The sequence below is a fragment of the Lysinibacillus sp. JNUCC 51 genome, assembly GCF_015999525.1.
In the GTDB taxonomy this organism is placed as follows: Bacteria; Bacillota; Bacilli; order Bacillales_A; family Planococcaceae; genus Lysinibacillus; species Lysinibacillus xylanilyticus.
In genome coordinates this window covers 2,172,930-2,193,578 of record NZ_CP065545.1, presented here as the reverse complement: position 1 = coordinate 2,193,578, position 20,649 = coordinate 2,172,930, and the positions used below count along the sequence as shown (strand labels likewise).

Below are 20,649 nucleotides of genomic sequence, written 5' to 3'. Positions count from 1 at the left end.
CATAAATAAGGCAGAGATGCTTTATTTATGCCTTTTTTATGGAAAGCTGTACTTCTTATTCTTTTTTATAAAAAGAGTTGAAATTGTTAACTGGAAAAGTTATTATGTTATTAAATAGTAATTGTTGATTTACAAATTACTACCTCTACAAAACATTGAATCAAAGGAGTTATCTTAAAATGACAAAATATCGTTCACAAGAAGAAGTTCTTGCGAATTATGATTCTTCTAAATATAAAATACCTGATGGATATACATCAGATATCGCAATTTTTACAATAACCTCCGAAAAAGTAGAGGAAAAAGCACCTCCGATGATGACGCTTAAAATCATGTTGATTAAACGGGCCGAAAAAGATCATGAAGGAAACCCAAATATCGAAGGTGGAAAATGGGCGCTTCCAGGTGGATTTGTAGATGCGACAAAAAAGGAAACCGCCTATATGGCTGCTAAAAGAGAATTGAAGGAGGAAACGAATGTAGATAGTCTACACATTAAGCACTTTGGTGTCTATGATGATATAGATCGAGATCCTCGAGGTTGGATGATTTCAAATGCCTTTTATGCAATTGTTCCGGAAGTATACATTGACCAACGTCAAGCCAATGACGATGCGGTAGAAGTAGAGCTTTTCGATATAAATGAAGTGTTCAAACTCGATTTAGCCTTTGATCATCGGAAAATTATTTCGGACGCTTTAGAATTTATTAAGAAAGATATGATACAAACAACAGTTGCTAAAAATTTTTTACCGGTAGAATTTACGTTATCTGAACTACAGAGAGTTTTATTGACAGTGGGAGATGATCCGCGTATTTTAAACGATTCGGTGTTCTTTACAAAAGCGCCTAAGCTGCCTTTTATTGAAAAAGTTTTAGATGGAGATGGGAAACCGAAGAAAACGAAAAGAAATTCATTTAGACCATCGCAATTATATTCTTTTAATGACTTCGAAATCGTAGAGTCAATTTATAATTAGGAAAGCATCAGTCTTTCCTAATTAATTTTCAATATACTAATTTGTAATTTGTTGATTACTAATTAAATAAAAATTGGAGTGATAGAAATATGTCAAGGCGTGCATTGATTAATATTGATTATACAGTGGATTTTGTAGCTCAAGATGGAGCCTTAACTTGCGGAAAACTAGGGCAACTATTGGAAGGGGTAAATACACAATTAACAAAGGAATTTATGTCAAACGGCGATTTTGTAGTTTTCGCTATTGATGTTCATGAAAAAGAAGATAGCTATCACCCAGAAACAAAGCTTTTCCCTCCTCACAATGTTCGAGGTACGAGGGGGAGAGAACTATATGGCTCTTTAAAAGAACTATATGAAGGAAATAAAGAGTTGGATCATGTCTACTATTTGGATAAAACCAGATATTCTGCTTTTGCAGGTACAGATTTAGAGATTAAATTGCACGAAAGAGGCATTACTGAACTGCATTTAATCGGTGTATGTACGGATATTTGCGTTCTTCATACAGCGGTAGATGCCTATAATAAAGGGTTTAACATTGTTATTCATAAAAATGCAGTAGCATCTTTTAATCAAGCGGGCCATGAGTGGGCGTTAAGACATTTCGAGCATTCTCTCGGAGCTACTATTATATAAACGGAGGAACAGGGTATGAAATATGCGGACGATAGCTTCATGTTGCACACGGATTTATACCAAATAAATATGGTGGAAACGTACTGGAATGATGGTACACAAAATCGAACAGCGGTTTTTGAACTATACTTTCGACAACTTCCGTTCGGGAATGGCTATGCGATATTTGCAGGCTTAAAAAAGATAATGGAGTTTATCAAAAACTTTGGTTTTTCAAATAGTGATATTCAATATTTACGCGAGGAAGGAAAATACCCAGAGGAATTCCTTAAATACCTTCAAAATCTAAAATTTACAGGTACTATTTCTGCAATGAGGGAAGGTGAATTAGTATTTGCAAATGAACCTATTTTACGAATTGAAGCCCCATTGGCAGAAGCTCAGTTAATGGAGACACCTTTATTGAACATCGTTAATTACCAAACCCTTATTGCAACGAAGGCTTCGCGCATTAAACAAGTAATTGGAAAGGATGTCGCGATGGAATTCGGTACTCGTCGAGCGCATGAATTTGATGCAGCGATTTGGGGAACTCGTGCAGCTTATATTGGTGGATTTTCTGCAACTAGCAATGTCAGAGCTGGAAAATTATTTGGTATTCCTGTCTCAGGTACTCATGCACATGCCATGATACAGGCATATCGTGATGAATACACTGCGTTTACAAAATATGCAAATACGCATAGAGATTGCGTTTTCTTAGTAGATACGTATGATACGTTACGTTCGGGTGTCCCTAACGCAATTCGGGCCGCAAAGGAGTTTGGAGATAAAATCAATTTTGTAGGAATCCGGCTGGACAGTGGAGACTTGGCTTATCTGTCAAAAAAAGCAAGGGAAATGCTAGATGAAGCTGGCTTCACTGAAGCAAAAGTTATAGCATCTAATGATTTGGACGAATACACGATTATTAATTTGAAGTCTCAAGGGGCTAAAATTGATACATGGGGAATCGGAACTAAGCTCATTACAGGGTACGATCAAGCAGCTCTTGGTGGCGTATACAAATTAGTATCTATTGAGGATGAAAACGGGGAAATGGTCGATACCATCAAAATTTCCGGAAATCCAGAAAAAGTAACGACTCCAGGCCGCAAACGTATTTATCGAATTATTAATACAGCCAATGGTCATGCTGAAGGAGATTATATTGCATTGGACTACGAAAACCCGCAAGAGGAAAAACGCTTGAAAATGTTTCACCCTGTTCATACTTATATCAGTAAATTTGTGACGGATTTTACAGCGAAAGAATTACATCAAGACATTGTGGTAAATGGATCTATTCTGTACAAAGAACCCACACTTCAAGAAATTCAAGTATATGTAGAGGAGAATTTACATCTACTATGGAGTGAGTACAAACGAACAATGAATCCAGAAGAGTATCCGGTCGATTTAAGTCAAGCGTGCTGGGATAACAAAATGACAAAAATTAAAGAAATTAAAGAAAAAGTCGGGAAGATGATGAGTGGGGGAAATTAATAGGGGATGGAAATGGAGGGATAGATGATGGCGAAAATAGGGATTTACGGATCATCCTTTGATCCAATCACAAATGTTCATCTTTGGACCGCGAGCACAGTCGCACATCGTTGCAAATTAGATAAAGTAATTTTTTTACCTTGTTCAAATAAACGAAAGGACAAGGAGATAAAAACTGAAAATACGCATCGATGGAATATGTTACAGCTGGCTATTGCTAAGGATGAGCGTTTTATTGCAAATTCATATGAAATGGAGCAAGAAGGCTGGAACATTTACACATATGATACGATGAAATATTTTAGAGAACAAAACCCGAATGATGATATTCATTTTATTATGGGAGCCGATTTATTGGTTGATATTGGCGCAGGATTATGGAAAAACGGAGAAGCGTTAGTAGATGAGAACAAATTTATTGTAATGGCAAGGCATGGAATTGATATGTTATCAACAATTAGTCGTTCTCCAATTTTGAGGAATCATGATGATGGAAGATTTCATTTGATTGACAAAGGCTTGGCGATGGAAATTAGCTCTACCTATATTCGAGAAGAATTCGCAATGGGCGGTGAACCAAAATATCTATTGCCTTCCGCTTGTTATGACTATATTAAAGAGCATAATCTTTATCAAAAATAATCTGGGTAAGGCCGATACATGATAGTAGAATGCAGTTTAATACCGCACATCTCAGATTGTAGGCAAAAGCAATGAATCTTTTATTTTGAAAAGATGGTGAACTCTCTCATATATCGTTTTGGGTAAGATATAATAAAACAAAGTGATATAGCGAAAGTGCAAGGTGCTGCAATTACAAAAGGTTTTGCGTATCTAGCACAATGATTAATGTTAGAAAGGAATTCTTAGAAGTGCAGCTTACATTAACATTTCTTATTCTAGGAGCGACAATTTTTGCATTTGTGACAAATAAAGTACGGGCAGATCTCGTTGCGATTGTGTCGCTTCTTGCCTTCGTCATTACAGATATTTTAACGCCGACAGAGGCGCTTGCTGGCTTTTCGAACTCTGTAGTTTTAATGATTGCAGGGTTGTTTGTTGTGGGCGCAGGAATTTTACGTACTGGACTTGCAGGGATGGCAGGACGATTATTGTTGAAATGGTCTGGTGATAGTGAGCTGAAATTATTTGTGTTACTGCTCATTATTGTAGGGACGGTAGGTGCCTTTATGAGTAATACAGGTACTGTAGCTTTAATGATGCCGATCGTTGTTAGTATTGCCATTAGTATGAAGGAAAGCCCTTCGAAATTCTTGCTACCACTTTCTTATGTTGCGAGTCTTTCGGGGCTTATGACATTAATTGCTTCACCAACAAATTTAATTGTCAGTCAGTTATTAGTAGATCGTGGCTATAATAAACTAGGGTTTTTCGAAGTGACTCCCATCGGTATTGTAGGAATGATTGTCGGTATTATCTATTTAGTACTCGTGCGCAATATTCTTTTACCAAATAAAAAAAATCGCACACAAACGAAAGCTGACTATAAACTATCACCAAAGAAGATTATTAAGCAATATGATTTAAACAATCGTTTGTTTAAAGTGTTTGTGCCTGAAGGTTCCCCGATGATTGATGCAACATTAGCAGAATTAAAGCTTCCGGCCAAATATATGCTTTGTATGATGAAAATTCACCGCCGATCTCAAGAAGGCATTAATTTTTTACCGATGACATATCAGGAGATGGCAGGTCCGACAAGCGTGATACATGCCAAAGATGAATTGTATGTCCAAGGTGAGGAAGAAAATATTCGTCGCTTTGCTGCGGATTATAGTCTAGAGATGCAGGAACTAGTCGAAGGAGAAGCTGATGAATTGGTATCGAAACATCTTGGTATTGCTGAAGTATTATTAACGCCAAATTCGAGCTTTATTAACGAGACTGTTAGCTCCCTGGGCTTCCGAGAAAAATATAATCTTAATATAATCGGCATTAATCGTAGAGGCGGCTATAAACTTCAAGACATGGTGAAGCATAAATTGAAATTTGGAGATGCCATTTTAGTGCAAGGATCATGGGATGAAATTCTATTACTTGCAAGGGAAACGCAGGATGTCGTTGTTGTCGGTCAGCCGAAAGAGCATGCGAGTGTCGCGGCAGCAACGGGGAAAGCTGGTATTGCCGGTGTCATTATGCTTTTAATGATTGTCTTAATGGCATTTGAAATTTTCCCTGCTGTTATTTCCGTTATGATTGGTGCTGTATTAATGATATTAACAGGCTGTTTACGTAATATGGAGGATGCATACGGCAATATGAACTTTGAAAGTATTGTGCTTGTAGCTGCGATGCTCCCGATGGCGACTGCATTGGAGAAAACAGGTGGTATGGTTATTCTATCCGATGGTATTATTAACGCACTTGGAGATTACGGACCGTATGGAGTACTAATTGGTGTATATATTTTAACAGTTATTTTTGGACAATTTATTAGTAATACGGCGACTGCTGTCTTGTTTGCACCAATTGCTATGAATGCAGCGATTGCAATGGAAGCAAGTCCAACGACATTTATGATTGCTGTTGCTGTAGCAGCGAGTATGGCGTTTGTTACACCAATTGCTTCCCCGACAAATGCGCTTGTAATGACGGCTGGCGGTTATAAATTTATGGATTTTGTGAAGATTGGAATACCATTACAGATTATTATGTTTATTGTCATGATGCTAGCAATTCCATTTTTCTTCCCGTTTTAAAAACTCGGTATAATAACCGAGTTTTTTATTTTTAGTTGAAAAATAATTAATTTTTTAATAGAGATTATGATAAAATTATATTTTAAATAATAATAAAATATTAAATTAACTTCAGATTGTGAGTCTAATATTAAATTTTTTTCGTGATCATTATAATAGGAAGTTTCTCGGAAAAATGAAAAACTATCAATTTTTTTTAGAAAAAGTGTTGACCGTATTAGATTAAGCGTGTATTATTATACAAGTCGCTAAGACATCTACTGAAAAACAATTAAATTAAATAAAATTAATTGTTGACATAGAGTTCGCGACATGATATTATATAAGAGTTGCGGTTGAAAAAAACGGTAACGAAATGAACCTTGAAAACTGAACAAGCAAAACGTAATCAATAAAGTTTTTAGTAGCTAACCTTGAGTTAGTGAACGAAACAAAATTTTGGACATCAAACATGATGCCAGCAAAACAATTTGAGCTAATCAAATTTCTTTTTATGGAGAGTTTGATCCTGGCTCAGGACGAACGCTGGCGGCGTGCCTAATACATGCAAGTCGAGCGAACAGAGAAGGAGCTTGCTCCTTTGACGTTAGCGGCGGACGGGTGAGTAACACGTGGGCAACCTACCTTATAGTTTGGGATAACTCCGGGAAACCGGGGCTAATACCGAATAATCTATTTTACTTCATGGTGAAATACTGAAAGACGGCATCTCGCTGTCGCTATAAGATGGGCCCGCGGCGCATTAGCTAGTTGGTGAGGTAACGGCTCACCAAGGCGACGATGCGTAGCCGACCTGAGAGGGTGATCGGCCACACTGGGACTGAGACACGGCCCAGACTCCTACGGGAGGCAGCAGTAGGGAATCTTCCACAATGGGCGAAAGCCTGATGGAGCAACGCCGCGTGAGTGAAGAAGGTTTTCGGATCGTAAAACTCTGTTGTAAGGGAAGAACAAGTACAGTAGTAACTGGCTGTACCTTGACGGTACCTTATTAGAAAGCCACGGCTAACTACGTGCCAGCAGCCGCGGTAATACGTAGGTGGCAAGCGTTGTCCGGAATTATTGGGCGTAAAGCGCGCGCAGGCGGTCCTTTAAGTCTGATGTGAAAGCCCACGGCTCAACCGTGGAGGGTCATTGGAAACTGGGGGACTTGAGTGCAGAAGAGGAAAGTGGAATTCCAAGTGTAGCGGTGAAATGCGTAGAGATTTGGAGGAACACCAGTGGCGAAGGCGACTTTCTGGTCTGTAACTGACGCTGAGGCGCGAAAGCGTGGGGAGCAAACAGGATTAGATACCCTGGTAGTCCACGCCGTAAACGATGAGTGCTAAGTGTTAGGGGGTTTCCGCCCCTTAGTGCTGCAGCTAACGCATTAAGCACTCCGCCTGGGGAGTACGGTCGCAAGACTGAAACTCAAAGGAATTGACGGGGGCCCGCACAAGCGGTGGAGCATGTGGTTTAATTCGAAGCAACGCGAAGAACCTTACCAGGTCTTGACATCCCGTTGACCACTGTAGAGATATGGTTTTCCCTTCGGGGACAACGGTGACAGGTGGTGCATGGTTGTCGTCAGCTCGTGTCGTGAGATGTTGGGTTAAGTCCCGCAACGAGCGCAACCCTTGATCTTAGTTGCCATCATTTAGTTGGGCACTCTAAGGTGACTGCCGGTGACAAACCGGAGGAAGGTGGGGATGACGTCAAATCATCATGCCCCTTATGACCTGGGCTACACACGTGCTACAATGGACGATACAAACGGTTGCCAACTCGCGAGAGGGAGCTAATCCGATAAAGTCGTTCTCAGTTCGGATTGTAGGCTGCAACTCGCCTACATGAAGCCGGAATCGCTAGTAATCGCGGATCAGCATGCCGCGGTGAATACGTTCCCGGGCCTTGTACACACCGCCCGTCACACCACGAGAGTTTGTAACACCCGAAGTCGGTGGGGTAACCTTTTGGAGCCAGCCGCCGAAGGTGGGATAGATGATTGGGGTGAAGTCGTAACAAGGTAGCCGTATCGGAAGGTGCGGCTGGATCACCTCCTTTCTAAGGATATTTTCGGAATACAAACCTAGGGTTTGTAAGATTACGTTTTGCGTTCAGTTTTGAAGGTTCATTCTTACGAATGAAATACTTCAAAACGTGTTCTTTGAAAACTGGATAAAACGACATTGAAATTGTAACAAACACATTTATTTTTTAAGTTTTTTTATAGGCTTAATAACTTGGTTAAGTTATTAAGGGCGCACGGCGAATGCCTTGGCACTAGGAGCCGATGAAGGACGGCACTAACACCGATATGCTTCGGGGAGCTGTAAGTGAGCTTTGATCCGGAGATTTCCGAATGGGGGAACCCACTACGTTTAATCGCGTAGTATCTTGACGTGAATACATAGCGTCTTGAAGGCAGACCCAGGGAACTGAAACATCTAAGTACCTGGAGGAAGAGAAAGAAAAATCGATTCCCTGAGTAGCGGCGAGCGAAACGGGAAGAGCCCAAACCAAGAGGCTTGCCTCTTGGGGTTGTAGGACACTCTATACGGAGTTACAAAAGAGCGAGTTAGATGAAGCGACTTGGAAAGGTCCGCCAGAGCAGGTAAAAGCCCTGTAGTCGAAAGTTCGTTCTCTCCTGAGTGGATCCTGAGTACGGCGGAACACGTGAAATTCCGTCGGAATCCGGGAGGACCATCTCCCAAGGCTAAATACTACCTAGTGACCGATAGTGAACCAGTACCGTGAGGGAAAGGTGAAAAGCACCCCGGGAGGGGAGTGAAAGAGATCCTGAAACCGTGTGCCTACAAGTAGTTAGAGCCCGTTAATGGGTGATAGCGTGCCTTTTGTAGAATGAACCGGCGAGTTACGATTACGTGCGAGGTTAAGCTTTAGAAGGCGGAGCCGCAGCGAAAGCGAGTCTGAATAGGGCGAAATAGTACGTGGTCGTAGACCCGAAACCAGGTGATCTACCCATGTCCAGGGTGAAGGTGAGGTAACACTTACTGGAGGCCCGAACCCACGCACGTTGAAAAGTGCGGGGATGAGGTGTGGGTAGCGGAGAAATTCCAATCGAACTTGGAGATAGCTGGTTCTCTCCGAAATAGCTTTAGGGCTAGCCTCGTGATGAGAATACTGGAGGTAGAGCACTGTTTGGACTAGGGGGCCATCCCGGTTTACCGAATTCAGACAAACTCCGAATGCCAGATATTTATACACGGGAGTCAGACTGCGAGTGATAAGATCCGTAGTCAAAAGGGAAACAGCCCAGACCACCAGCTAAGGTCCCAAAGTAATCGTTAAGTGGAAAAGGATGTGGCGTTGCACAGACAACCAGGATGTTGGCTTAGAAGCAGCCATCATTTAAAGAGTGCGTAATAGCTCACTGGTCGAGTGACGCTGCGCCGAAAATGTATCGGGGCTAAACGATTCACCGAAGCTGTGGATTGACATCTACGATGTCAGTGGTAGGAGAGCGTTCTAAGTGCGTTGAAGTCAGATCGGAAGGACTGGTGGAGCGCTTAGAAGTGAGAATGCCGGTATGAGTAGCGAAAGACGGGTGAGAATCCCGTCCACCGTATGACTAAGGTTTCCTGAGGAAGGCTCGTCCGCTCAGGGTTAGTCGGGACCTAAGCCGAGGCCGATAGGCGTAGGCGATGGACAACAGGTTGATATTCCTGTACCACCTCCTCACCGTTTGAGAAATGGGGGGACGCAGTAGGATAGGGTAAGCGCGCTGTTGGATATGCGCGTCCAAGCAGTAAGGCGTGTGTGTAGGCAAATCCGCACACTGTAACGTTGAGCTGTGATGGCGAGTCCGTATGGACGAAGTTCCTGATTTCACACTGCCAAGAAAAGCCTCTATCGAGGTGAGAGGTGCCCGTACCGCAAACCGACACAGGTAGTCGAGGAGAGAATCCTAAGGTGTGCGAGAGAACTCTCGTTAAGGAACTCGGCAAAATGACCCCGTAACTTCGGGAGAAGGGGTGCTCTTGAGCGTGCAAGCGCATGAGAGCCGCAGTGAATAGGCCCAGGCGACTGTTTAGCAAAAACACAGGTCTCTGCAAAACCGTAAGGTGACGTATAGGGGCTGACGCCTGCCCGGTGCTGGAAGGTTAAGAGGAGTGGTTAGCGCAAGCGAAGCTGCGAATTGAAGCCCCAGTAAACGGCGGCCGTAACTATAACGGTCCTAAGGTAGCGAAATTCCTTGTCGGGTAAGTTCCGACCCGCACGAAAGGCGTAACGATCTGGGCACTGTCTCAACGAGAGACTCGGTGAAATTATAGTACCTGTGAAGATGCAGGTTACCCGCGACAGGACGGAAAGACCCCGTGGAGCTTTACTGTAGCCTGATATTGAATTTTGGTACAACTTGTACAGGATAGGTAGGAGCCAGAGATCTCGGAGCGCCAGCTTCGAAGGAGGCGTCGGTGGGATACTACCCTGGTTGTATTGAAATTCTAACCCATGCCCCTTAGCGGGGCAGGAGACAGTGTCAGGCGGACAGTTTGACTGGGGCGGTCGCCTCCTAAAAGGTAACGGAGGCGCCCAAAGGTTCCCTCAGAATGGTTGGAAATCATTCGTAGAGTGTAAAGGCACAAGGGAGCTTGACTGCGAGACCTACAAGTCGAGCAGGGTCGAAAGACGGGCTTAGTGATCCGGTGGTTCCGCATGGAAGGGCCATCGCTCAACGGATAAAAGCTACCCCGGGGATAACAGGCTTATCTCCCCCAAGAGTCCACATCGACGGGGAGGTTTGGCACCTCGATGTCGGCTCATCGCATCCTGGGGCTGTAGTCGGTCCCAAGGGTTGGGCTGTTCGCCCATTAAAGCGGTACGCGAGCTGGGTTCAGAACGTCGTGAGACAGTTCGGTCCCTATCCGTCGTGGGCGTAGGAAATTTGAGAGGAGCTGTCCTTAGTACGAGAGGACCGGGATGGACACACCGCTGGTGTACCAGTTGTCTTGCCAAAGGCATCGCTGGGTAGCTATGTGTGGACGGGATAAGTGCTGAAAGCATCTAAGCATGAAGCCCCCCTCAAGATGAGATTTCCCATTACGCAAGTAAGTAAGATCCCTCAAAGACGATGAGGTAGATAGGTTCGAGGTGGAAGTGTGGTGACACATGGAGCTGACGAATACTAATCGATCGAGGACTTAACCAAAATGTTTGAAACAATCAATGCACCGTTTATCCAGTTTTGAAAGAATAATTCTTTCAACCAAGGGTTTCAAGATACGAGTAGTTCGAGGAAGCGATGGAGAGAAGGAAGGAGCGTACTTAAGTACGTGACTGACTGAACGACAGAAGCTGACGAAGAAATACGATGTATATTGGAAGCCGACAATAGTCTAGTGATGATGGCAAAGAGGTCACACCCGTTCCCATACCGAACACGGAAGTTAAGCTCTTTAGCGCCGATGGTAGTTGGGGGCTTCCCCCTGTGAGAGTAGGACGTCGCTAGGCATTATACCCAGGAGGATTAGCTCAGCTGGGAGAGCACCTGCCTTACAAGCAGGGGGTCGGCGGTTCGAGCCCGTCATCCTCCACCATAATGGTCCCGTGGTGTAGCGGTTAACATGCCTGCCTGTCACGCAGGAGATCGCCGGTTCGATCCCGGTCGGGACCGCCATTTTTTTTTGCCGGTGTAGCTCAGTTGGTAGAGCAACTGACTTGTAATCAGTAGGTCGTGGGTTCGACTCCTATCGCCGGCACCATCCCTTGGAGGGGTAGCGAAGAGGCTAAACGCGGCGGACTGTAAATCCGCTCCTTAGGGTTCGGCGGTTCGAATCCGTCCCCCTCCACCATTTTAGGGGCATAGTTCAACGGTAGAATAGAGGTCTCCAAAACCTTTGGTGTGGGTTCGATTCCTACTGCCCCTGCCAGGTTTCGAGGTACTCGTTATCAAACACTGCTATGATTACATATAGTGGCGATTGTGGCGAAGTGGTTAACGCACCGGATTGTGGTTCCGGCATTCGTGGGTTCGATTCCCATCAGTCGCCCCATTTAATTATTGGGGTATAGCCAAGCGGTAAGGCAACGGATTTTGATTCCGTCATGCCTAGGTTCGAATCCTAGTACCCCAGCCATTCATTTCTTAGTTTGAGCCATTAGCTCAGTTGGTAGAGCATCTGACTTTTAATCAGAGGGTCGAAGGTTCGAGTCCTTCATGGCTCATCAGTTTTTATAAATGCGCCCGTAGCTCAATTGGATAGAGCGTCTGACTACGGATCAGAAGGTTATGGGTTCGACTCCTGTCGGGCGCGCCAAAAAAGCCTATAATATCGGAATGTAGCTCAGCTTGGTAGAGCACTTGGTTTGGGACCAAGGGGTCGTAGGTTCGAATCCTGTCATTCCGACCATCTTTCTTAATTATTGGGGCCTTAGCTCAGCTGGGAGAGCGCCTGCCTTGCACGCAGGAGGTCAGCGGTTCGATCCCGCTAGGCTCCACCATTTATATAATTTCCGGAGGTATACCCAAGTCTGGCTGAAGGGATCGGTCTTGAAAACCGACAGGCGGGTAACACCGCGCGGGGGTTCGAATCCCTCTACCTCCTCCATTTTCCGGGTCAGTAGCTCAGTTGGTAGAGCATTAGATTGAAGCTCTAAGTGTCGGCGGTTCGATTCCGTCCTGACCCACCATCTGCGGGTGTAGTTTAATGGTAAAACCTCAGCCTTCCAAGCTGATGTCGTGAGTTCGATTCTCATCACCCGCTCCAAAAAATAATGGGCCTATAGCTCAGCTGGTTAGAGCGCACGCCTGATAAGCGTGAGGTCGATGGTTCGAGTCCATTTAGGCCCACCATTATTCCGAAGTAGCTCAGTTGGTAGTAGCACCTGACTGTTAATCAGGTTGTCGCAGGTTCGAGTCCTGCCTTCGGAGCCACGGCCCGTTGGTCAAGTGGTTAAGACACCGCCCTTTCACGGCGGTAACACGGGTTCGAATCCCGTACGGGTCATCAAGCATGTTGCACATTAGTGCGACATGCTTTTTTTTATGCGAACTATACTGACAAACAAAGTTCATCATGCGTTAAGGAAATTTTATTTCTAAAGCACAAATAATAACTTCTACTCCTAAATACTGCAAAGGGAGTGCAAAATGGGGCCTAATGCGTCTCGTGTATTACCTACTTCGGCATAATAAAACGTTATAATAAACGTTATAATAGCATATCTCTACTTAAAAAATTTTCCTCTGTAATTTCTCCTGATTTTTATAATGTCTACTCAAGATGGGAACCCTTTTAATAAATAATTTTAGTGAAGGCTTAAGCATAAAGACGAATCCTGACGCATTGTTTATTTGCACGACAGCGGCAATTATACCGAGGCATAATTCATAAAATGAAGAGGTGGTATGAAATATTGAACAAAGTATTTCATATATAAAATATGTATGTTTTCTGGCAGATTTTTTCGTGGTGATTATAGTTCCATTCCTCTAATATGAGGGTAGATGGAGGAATTCGATATGAATTTACAGGAAGTACAGCGTTTTTTAGAACTTTATCAAGTAGAACAAAATGAGTCGAAAACATGGCTAGAAAATAAGTCACAGCAAATTAAAACTGCAGGCGAATATATACCGACAACGGAAGAATTAATCTTTGGTGCACGAGTGGCCTGGCGTAATAGTAATAAGTGTATTGGTCGATTGTTTTGGCAATCACTGCATGTTGTAGATGCCCGCGATATTTCCAATGAAGAGGGTATCTTCAAAGCTTTGCTTGAACATATTAAGTATGCAACAAATGGTGGAAAAATTCGTCCAACAATAACGGTTTTTGCACCAGGGCGTGTTCGTATATGGAATCATCAGCTAATCCGTTATGCTGGCTATGAAACTGAATCTGGAATCATTGGTGATTTGCATTCTGTTGAGTTTACAAAATTATGTGAGTCACTTGGTTGGCAAGGAGAGGGAACGGCATTTGATGTCCTTCCACTTGTTGTACAAATGGACGGAAGGGAGCCGCAATTGTTTAGGATTCCTGACGAGTATGTACTACAGGTACCGATTCGTCATCCAGAATCATCTCAAGTAGAGAAGCTAGGATTAAAATGGTATGCAGTGCCGATTATATCGAGTATGCGTTTCCAAATGGCAGGTATTGATTTTGAGGCTGCCCCATTCAATGGTTGGTATATGGGTACAGAAATCGGGGCACGTAATTTAGCAGATCATGAACGTTATAATATGCTGCCCGCTATAGCAGAAATTTTCAATCTCGATACAACTAAACAGGCTTCTTTATGGCGTGATCGTGCATTAGTCGAGCTGAATATTGCCGTACTACATTCTTTTAAAGAAGACGGTGTGAGCATTGTAGATCATCATACAGCTGCACAGCAATTTAAATTGTTTGAGGAAACTGAAGCAGCGGCGGATCGTAAGGTTACAGGCAATTGGACGTGGTTGATTCCACCTCTTTCACCAGCTACGACTCATATTTTCCATAAGCCCTATGTTAATATTTACAATACACCGAATTATTTTTATCAGAAACCACCTTATTAGAGAAAAAGGCAGCCCACTTTAACTTCTTTCAGCGGGTGTTCAAACATCTGTACCTGTCGCTACGCTTTCGGTACAAAAGACATCCGCTTAAAGAAGCTCATGAGCCACCTTATTTAATTCACATATTCATTTTTAGAAGCCCTAAATGAACATAAGAAAAGTATCAATACTACGATAACAAATAACCAACCTGCTATATTCCAGCCACCAAATAAATCATGTAAATATCCAAATAAAATTGGACCGATTGCGGCTAATAAATATCCTAATGATTGTGCGAATCCTGATAAATCAGCTGCTTCTAAAGCTGTACGGGTACGTAGTGTAAAGAACATCATCGCTAATGCGAATGAAGCACCTCCGGCTAAGCCTAGTAGCACCATCCATAGTACAGCGAGGCTTGTCCATTCCATGACTACCCCGATAAAGCCAACTAAGTAAAATGCCGTAAACATTAATACGAGAGGACGTTGAGATGTCATTTTACTAGCGATAATAGGCACAGCTAAAGCCATTGGAACTTGTGAAAATTGCATGATGGAAAACATCCAGCCTGCACGATCTGCAGCTAATCCTTGTGCTATATATATTTCAGGAATCCAAGCGGCAGTTGTGTAGAATAATAATGACTGAAATCCCATAGCCCCTGTTACTGCCCAAGTAACAGGTGATTTCCATAATGGTATACGTTCTTTCGTAGTCTCAACATTCGGTTCAGGCTTATTAAATTTCAACTGTGGAATCCAAATTAAGATGGTTAACACCACAAGAACAAGTGCGATTGCCAGTGCACCTTGCCAACCGAGTGATGAGTTGGCAATAGGATAGCTAATGCCAGCGCCGAGTCCAGCTGTCAAATTCATCGACATTGTAAAAAATGCCATAAGTAAACCTACGTGATAGGGAAATTTCAATTTAAGTAATCCCGGAATTAGTACGTTACCGAATGAAATGGCTATACCAATTAGCATAGTACCAAAAATAAGTAAACTAGTTGTGCCAAGGGAGCGTAATACAATCCCTACCGCTAATAGAATAGTCGATAAAAATAATGTTAATTCTAGTCCGAATTTACGTGCGACAATTGGTGCAAATGGTGAAATGATTGCAAATGCTAGCAATGGAATCGTCGTTAGAAAGCCTGCTAGTACATGGGATATGCCGAGGTCTTCACGAATAAAGGAAGTAATAGGTCCAACAACTGTTAGCGGCATCCGTAATGTCGAGGCAATACAAATTACTCCGATAACTAGTAATAAGGTTGTACCTTTCCAGTTAATTTTCCTGCTAGGATAAGTATCGGTATGTTCATGAGTAGTCAAATAAATCCCCCCTGTTAGAACAATTTTGATTGAATCACTATACCACTTTATCACATTAATAAAAATAGTTGAAAATTCACAAAATACAGAACATTACTCTGGTTATTGAAATGTCATAGGTCATATGTTAAACTAATACCCATCATAAATTTAATATTTAATGCCTCATGTTTATATTGAGGTAGAGGTCGCGGTATTTAAGAGTATGTTAATGGAAATGACAAGCATTTGAGAAATTAGCTGAAAGGAAATACTGCCGAAGTGTGAGGGGACTTGAAAACCTCATGCTGGGGCTGTCTCCGAAAGGAACAGAACTGTCACGTTTGGACAACGTGTTGAGCTATCATTTTGAAAGAACAGAGGATTTACTTAGCCATCACAGTAACGTTCATGTGATGGCATTTTTTTGCCTCTTAAAAGGAAGGAAGCTATATTGTGAGTGAAATAAAAGTCAATCAGCTCGGACATAAAGCGCCGAAGCTGAAAAAAGAATTAAAAAGCCGTCATATTACAATGATTTCATTAGGCGGTACAATCGGTACTGGATTGTTTTTAGCTAGTGGTGGTGCAATTGCACAAGCAGGACCTGGAGGTGCACTACTCGCTTATGCATTAATCGGTATCATGGTGTATTTTTTAATGACGAGCTTAGGCGAAATGGCAGCCTATATGCCATCATCGGGTTCATTTAGTACTTATGCTACAAAGTTTGTAGACCCAGCTCTAGGCTTTGCACTTGGTTGGAACTACTGGTACAACTGGGCAATTACAATTGCAGCAGAAATTTCTGCTGTATCATTAATTATGAAATATTGGTTCCCAGATAGCTCATCAGCACTTTGGACTGTTTTATTTATTGCCGTCGTTTTAACGTTCAATCTATTATCGGTAAAAAGCTATGGTGAAAGTGAATATTGGTTTGCCATGATAAAGGTTGTAACTGTAATCATTTTTATTATCATCAGTTTTTTAATGATTTTTGGTATTTTAGGAGGAAACGCTCCGGTAGGCTTTACGAATTTCTTTATTAGTGATGGACCATTCCACGGTGGATTCCTTGCTACATTTGGTATTTTCTTAGCTGCAGGATTCTCGTTCCAAGGGACAGAGCTACTTGGAATAACAGCAGGTGAAACAGATGATCCTGGTAAAAATATTCCGAAAGCAGTTAAGTCTGTTTTCTGGCGAATTCTTTTGTTCTATATTTTAGCAATCGGTGCAATTGGGTTGTTGATTCCATTTACAGACGCACGTTTATTATCTGAAGATATCGCTGTTTCACCATTTACACTGGTGTTCGACCGTTTAGGAATTGCCTTTGCGGCATCATTGATGAATGCTATCATTCTAACGGCAATGCTGTCAGCAGGGAATTCAGGGCTGTACGCATCTTCTCGTATGCTTTGGCAATTAGCGGTAGATGGACATGCACCGAAATTTTTCACTAAACTAAGCCGTCGAGGTATTCCGATTTACGCATTGCTGGCGACTTTAGCTGTAGGCTCCCTAGCATTTTTAGCTTCATTCTTTGGTGATGGTGTGGTCTACATGTGGCTTCTAAATGCCTCAGGAATGTCTGGATTCATTGCTTGGTTAGGTATTGCATTTAGCCATTACCGCTTCCGTCGAGCATTCGAGGCACAAGGCTTAGATCCGAAATTATTGCCGTATAGAGCAAAGCTGTTCCCATTCGGTCCGCTATTTGCCTTTACGGTTTGTATGATTGTTGTTATTGGACAAAACTACAATGCCTTTATGGGTGATACAGTAGATTGGTACGGAGTCCTTGTCTCGTATATCGGTATTCCTCTTTTCTTGCTGTTATGGCTTGGCTATAAAATCAAGCATAAAACAAAAATGCTTCCACTTAAAGAATGTGATTTAAAGGTGGAAGACTAATATTAAAGCTGTTCTATAATCCATTGAATGATGGTTATGGAACGGCTTTTTTTACTATTTTGCAAAAGATATATGAAACAAAGATATTACATATGGTAAATTATAGATCAATAACCACAAGTAGTTGATAATATTTTTGGTTATTAGTTGATTGGAGTGGAGGCTGGGTGACTCCATGGGAATCAGCGTCTTAGATAAGACACTGGAGCGAGGCGAAGCGGCTCATCGGACACCCCAGGAAGCTTTGCTCTGCGCGAAAGCGAAGCGGCAGCGATAAAAACGCCCAGCCGGAACGGAAATCAACCCCTCGTTTTGGTGATGGCCCAAATTATAAATAATTTATCCACTATTAACGGGCAGCAATTATTTATACCGAAAGCAAAAATAACTGCACGGAAAAGCCCAATAGGTGAAGAAAAATAATCAGAGGGGGAAAAATGATAGACTACCCATTTTTACAATATAGATTAAAAAAAGAAAAGATTAATACTTTTTTGATTAATAGTCATGGTAAAACGATATTTCGATACTATAAAAATAAGAAACAACAACAGAAACTTCATAAAATTAATTCTTGTACAAAGAGTATTCTTTCAATTCTATTTGGCATTGCAATAGATCAAAAATATTTGGAATCTATTCATATACCTGTCCATACTTTTTTTCCTGAACTATTCGAACGGCAAGATGATAAACGTAAAATGGATATGACAATATATCATCTTTTAACAATGACGGAAGGGTTAGATTTCCCGGAATTTGGGGAATGGAATTGTTTTGCTCCTATGGTATTTCATTCTGATATAGTAAAATTTATAATAGATCGCCCGATGGTGCATCCAGTTGGTACGCATATGAATTATAACTCGGGTTGCTCCCATATACTTTCTGCTATATTGCAGAAAGTTACGAATATGAAAACAAAAGAATTTGCCAATCGTTATTTATTTCAACCATTGGGTATTCTCGAATATCAATGGTACGAGGATAAGAAGAAAATTAGTAAAGGGGCAGATGGTCTTTTATTAAAGGCAGAAGATATGATGAAAGTTGGGCTCTTAGTTTTAAAGAAGGGTGTATATAACGAGAAAAGGATAGTTTCAGAGGATTGGATTAACCATTCGATAAAGCCTAATTTAATGACTTATGACAAAATTGGTTATTACGGGATGCATTGGTGGGTAAATAAACAGAATGAAACTAAAGCTTTTTCGGTAGATAATCAATATTTCTTTGCATTAGGTTATGGGGGGCAATATATTTTTATTTGGCCAAAGGAAGAACTAGTTATTACTATCACAGGTGATTTGTATGAAACTAGTTTATTACCGCTTCAATTAATAAAGTATTATATCTTGAGATAATCGTTATGGTGCTAAACCAATAAAATAAAATTTATAGATTTTAGAAGAGAGGTGCATGAAAGTGCAAAACAATATATTACTAGTAGAAGATGACGAAGCCATTCGTGAAATGGTGGAAAACTATTTAACGATGGAGGGGTTCCTTGTCACCTCTGCGGTAAATGGTGAGGAAGCATTACAAAATTGTTTAAACAATCACTTTGATTTAGTGATCTTAGATATTATGATACCGAAACTTAATGGATTAGAAGTTTTAAAGATTATACGAGAGCAAGCATCACTTCCAATAATCATTATGTCAGCTAAGGATAGTGATGTTGATAAAGCGTTAGGATTAGGATTAGGGGCAGATGATTATATCGCTAAGCCATTCTCAATGCTGGAATTTTCAGCACGTGTCAAAGCCGCAATTCGAAGAGCTACGAAATACTCCAGTCAAGTAGAGGAGAAGAAAGATATAGTAGAGATAGACAACTTATCGATCGACCTTGTTAATTTTTCAGCTGAGAAGAATGGACAACAAGTAAAACTCACATCAAAGGAATTTGCTATCTTAAAATTATTCGTGACAAACCGTAATCGGGTTTTTACAAAGCAACAAATTTACCAATTGATTTGGAATGATGCTTACTATGGGGATGAAAATATTATTAATGTACATATAAGAAGATTGCGTGAAAAAATAGAAGACGATCCATCCAATCCGCTATATATTAAAACACTTTGGGGAATCGGCTATAAATTTGAAGGATAAACAGATGATTATATTTCTATTACTGATGATTGTGTTACTTGTAGGCATTATTATTTTTCAGGTGAGAGTTAAAAAACAACAAAACGCTTCTATTCAATACATGCATCAAAAACTGCAAGCAATCATTAACGAACAATCGAGCGAAAAGATTTTAGTGCCGACAGCAAATCAAGAATTACAGCAACTACTTATTGCGATGAATGCGTTGTTAGATCACAATCAAAGAGTATCGGCGACACATCGAAAAATGGAAAGCTCTATGAAAAAAATGTTAGCCAATATTTCACATGATCTTAAAACACCTTTAACAGTTGTACTAGGTTATACGGAAATGCTACAGCTGAAGCAATCACTTAGTGAAGAGGAGCAGCGCCGGTTGCTCAAGGGCGTTCATTCGAAATCATTGGAAGTATTAAAAATAATCCATACATTTTTTGACCTGGCAAAATTGGAGGCAGGAGATACAGATTATCCAATGACGAAAATTAATGTTAATGAAATTTGCCGAAAAAATATTTTATCATTTTACGATATGGTCACTTCTATGGGACTAGAAATCGATATAGCAATACCAGAGATGTCCGTATATGCATTTGGCAATGAAGAAGCGTTAGATAGGGTTCTGAATAATTTACTGTCAAATGCTGTTGCCTATGGGGCAGCGGGAAACATCATTGGCCTCACAGTAAGAAATGATGATACTAATATTTTCATTGATGTCTGGGATCGTGGTAAGGGGATTGACGAATATCATATTGATAATGTTTTTGAAAGAATGTATACGCTTGAGGATTCCAGAAATAAATCCTTTCAAGGGAGTGGCCTTGGCTTAACTATTACAAAACGCCTTGTAGAATTAATGGAGGGTTCCATCCAGCTTTCCAGTATCCCATATGAGAAGACCATTTTTACAGTTTCTTTAAAACGAATAACATACTGAGCAGTCATGCTTGTAGAGCAATTTTATGGCTT

At 41.5% G+C, this 20,649-nt stretch carries 11 protein-coding genes, 17 tRNA genes, 3 rRNA genes and 1 riboswitch; of the genes, 30 read left to right on the top strand and 1 reads right to left on the bottom strand.

The genetic code is table 11. The annotated features are described in order from the left end of the window. Positions 1-179: 179 nt before the first annotated feature. The 26 genes from JNUCC51_RS10570 to JNUCC51_RS10445 all read left to right on the top strand — a co-directional run bounded on the left by JNUCC51_RS10570 (position 180) and on the right by JNUCC51_RS10445 (position 14,338). Positions 180-980 carry an NUDIX domain-containing protein gene (locus tag JNUCC51_RS10570; protein ID WP_337991938.1) on the top strand — a complete coding sequence of 267 codons (801 nt, stop codon included), beginning with the start codon at positions 180-182 and terminating at the stop codon, positions 978-980. 89 nt (positions 981-1,069) lie between these two features. After that, positions 1,070-1,621 (top strand): cysteine hydrolase family protein, encoded by a 552-nt coding sequence (locus JNUCC51_RS10565; RefSeq protein WP_337991937.1) that lies wholly within the window; start codon positions 1,070-1,072, stop codon positions 1,619-1,621. A 15-nt stretch (positions 1,622-1,636) separates the two neighbouring features. Beyond that, entirely contained in the window at positions 1,637-3,106 is a 1,470-nt protein-coding gene (locus tag JNUCC51_RS10560; RefSeq protein WP_337991936.1) for a nicotinate phosphoribosyltransferase, read from the top strand. A gap of 27 nt (positions 3,107-3,133) precedes the next feature. After that, on the top strand, positions 3,134-3,748 hold the full coding sequence (gene nadD, locus JNUCC51_RS10555; protein ID WP_049663536.1) for a nicotinate-nucleotide adenylyltransferase: 615 nt from the start codon (positions 3,134-3,136) through the stop codon (positions 3,746-3,748). Between the two features lie 200 nt (positions 3,749-3,948). Continuing rightward, positions 3,949-5,826: an SLC13 family permease gene (locus tag JNUCC51_RS10550; protein ID WP_337991935.1), complete on the top strand. Its 1,878-nt coding sequence runs from the start codon at positions 3,949-3,951 to the stop codon at positions 5,824-5,826. Between the two features lie 490 nt (positions 5,827-6,316). Further along, positions 6,317-7,869, top strand: a 16S ribosomal RNA gene (locus tag JNUCC51_RS10545). Between the two features lie 181 nt (positions 7,870-8,050). Beyond that, positions 8,051-10,978 (top strand): 23S ribosomal RNA (locus tag JNUCC51_RS10540). Positions 10,979-11,164: 186 nt separating this feature from the next. Then, positions 11,165-11,280, top strand: a 5S ribosomal RNA gene (gene rrf, locus JNUCC51_RS10535). The 16S, 23S and 5S rRNA genes sit together here with 17 tRNA genes alongside, the layout of an rRNA operon. A 10-nt stretch (positions 11,281-11,290) precedes the next feature. Further along, positions 11,291-11,366, top strand: a tRNA-Val gene (locus tag JNUCC51_RS10530). Positions 11,367-11,370: 4 nt separating this feature from the next. Further along, a tRNA-Asp gene (locus JNUCC51_RS10525) sits at positions 11,371-11,446 on the top strand. A gap of 9 nt (positions 11,447-11,455) precedes the next feature. Next, a tRNA-Thr gene (locus JNUCC51_RS10520) sits at positions 11,456-11,531 on the top strand. Between the two features lie 6 nt (positions 11,532-11,537). Beyond that, a tRNA-Tyr gene (locus JNUCC51_RS10515) sits at positions 11,538-11,621 on the top strand. 4 nt (positions 11,622-11,625) lie between these two features. After that, positions 11,626-11,699, top strand: a tRNA-Trp gene (locus tag JNUCC51_RS10510). A 47-nt stretch (positions 11,700-11,746) separates the two neighbouring features. After that, positions 11,747-11,822, top strand: a tRNA-His gene (locus tag JNUCC51_RS10505). Between the two features lie 9 nt (positions 11,823-11,831). After that, a tRNA-Gln gene (locus JNUCC51_RS10500) sits at positions 11,832-11,906 on the top strand. 15 nt (positions 11,907-11,921) lie between these two features. Then, a tRNA-Lys gene (locus JNUCC51_RS10495) sits at positions 11,922-11,994 on the top strand. Positions 11,995-12,009: 15 nt separating this feature from the next. Then, positions 12,010-12,086, top strand: a tRNA-Arg gene (locus JNUCC51_RS10490). Positions 12,087-12,102: 16 nt separating this feature from the next. Continuing rightward, positions 12,103-12,179, top strand: a tRNA-Pro gene (locus JNUCC51_RS10485). A gap of 15 nt (positions 12,180-12,194) precedes the next feature. Next, positions 12,195-12,270, top strand: a tRNA-Ala gene (locus JNUCC51_RS10480). Positions 12,271-12,284: 14 nt separating this feature from the next. Next, positions 12,285-12,377: transfer RNA gene (locus JNUCC51_RS10475), tRNA-Ser, on the top strand. Positions 12,378-12,383: 6 nt separating this feature from the next. Continuing rightward, a tRNA-Phe gene (locus JNUCC51_RS10470) sits at positions 12,384-12,459 on the top strand. A 3-nt stretch (positions 12,460-12,462) separates the two neighbouring features. Further along, positions 12,463-12,536: transfer RNA gene (locus JNUCC51_RS10465), tRNA-Gly, on the top strand. 9 nt (positions 12,537-12,545) lie between these two features. Further along, positions 12,546-12,622 (top strand) — tRNA-Ile (locus JNUCC51_RS10460). 4 nt (positions 12,623-12,626) lie between these two features. Further along, positions 12,627-12,703: transfer RNA gene (locus JNUCC51_RS10455), tRNA-Asn, on the top strand. Position 12,704: 1 nt separating this feature from the next. Continuing rightward, positions 12,705-12,776: transfer RNA gene (locus tag JNUCC51_RS10450), tRNA-Glu, on the top strand. 515 nt (positions 12,777-13,291) lie between these two features. Further along, complete coding sequence (locus JNUCC51_RS10445) at positions 13,292-14,338, top strand: nitric oxide synthase oxygenase (RefSeq protein ID WP_337991934.1); 1,047 nt, start codon at positions 13,292-13,294, stop codon at positions 14,336-14,338. A 113-nt stretch (positions 14,339-14,451) separates the two neighbouring features. Here the strand turns inward: JNUCC51_RS10445 and JNUCC51_RS10440 are convergent, their stop codons facing one another. Next, entirely contained in the window at positions 14,452-15,660 is a 1,209-nt protein-coding gene (locus tag JNUCC51_RS10440) for a CynX/NimT family MFS transporter (RefSeq protein ID WP_337991933.1), read from the bottom strand. A gap of 174 nt (positions 15,661-15,834) precedes the next feature. Continuing rightward, positions 15,835-16,011: riboswitch (Lysine riboswitch) on the top strand. A gap of 84 nt (positions 16,012-16,095) precedes the next feature. On the opposite strand from JNUCC51_RS10440, the gene JNUCC51_RS10435 reads away from it, so the two are divergent. The 4 genes from JNUCC51_RS10435 to JNUCC51_RS10420 all read left to right on the top strand — a co-directional run bounded on the left by JNUCC51_RS10435 (position 16,096) and on the right by JNUCC51_RS10420 (position 20,617). Next, positions 16,096-17,559, top strand: coding sequence for an amino acid permease (locus tag JNUCC51_RS10435; protein WP_337991932.1), 1,464 nt, complete (start codon positions 16,096-16,098; stop codon positions 17,557-17,559). 437 nt (positions 17,560-17,996) lie between these two features. Beyond that, entirely contained in the window at positions 17,997-18,923 is a 927-nt protein-coding gene (locus JNUCC51_RS10430; protein WP_337991931.1) for a serine hydrolase domain-containing protein, read from the top strand. A gap of 61 nt (positions 18,924-18,984) precedes the next feature. Next, positions 18,985-19,677: a response regulator transcription factor gene (locus JNUCC51_RS10425; protein ID WP_337992217.1), complete on the top strand. Its 693-nt coding sequence runs from the start codon at positions 18,985-18,987 to the stop codon at positions 19,675-19,677. A 4-nt stretch (positions 19,678-19,681) separates the two neighbouring features. Further along, positions 19,682-20,617 carry a sensor histidine kinase gene (locus JNUCC51_RS10420; protein ID WP_337991930.1) on the top strand — a complete coding sequence of 312 codons (936 nt, stop codon included), beginning with the start codon at positions 19,682-19,684 and terminating at the stop codon, positions 20,615-20,617. The last annotated feature ends 32 nt before the right edge of the window (positions 20,618-20,649 follow it).

Coding starts and splice junctions, on each gene's coding strand:
- JNUCC51_RS10570 (WP_337991938.1), top strand. CDS start 180: ATGACAAAATATCGTTCACAAGAAGAAGTTCTTGCGAATTATGATTCT.
- JNUCC51_RS10565 (WP_337991937.1), top strand. CDS start 1,070: ATGTCAAGGCGTGCATTGATTAATATTGATTATACAGTGGATTTTGTA.
- JNUCC51_RS10560 (WP_337991936.1), top strand. CDS start 1,637: ATGAAATATGCGGACGATAGCTTCATGTTGCACACGGATTTATACCAA.
- nadD (WP_049663536.1), top strand. CDS start 3,134: ATGGCGAAAATAGGGATTTACGGATCATCCTTTGATCCAATCACAAAT.
- JNUCC51_RS10550 (WP_337991935.1), top strand. CDS start 3,949: ATGATTAATGTTAGAAAGGAATTCTTAGAAGTGCAGCTTACATTAACA.
- JNUCC51_RS10445 (WP_337991934.1), top strand. CDS start 13,292: ATGAATTTACAGGAAGTACAGCGTTTTTTAGAACTTTATCAAGTAGAA.
- JNUCC51_RS10430 (WP_337991931.1), top strand. CDS start 17,997: ATGATAGACTACCCATTTTTACAATATAGATTAAAAAAAGAAAAGATT.
- JNUCC51_RS10420 (WP_337991930.1), top strand. CDS start 19,682: ATGATTATATTTCTATTACTGATGATTGTGTTACTTGTAGGCATTATT.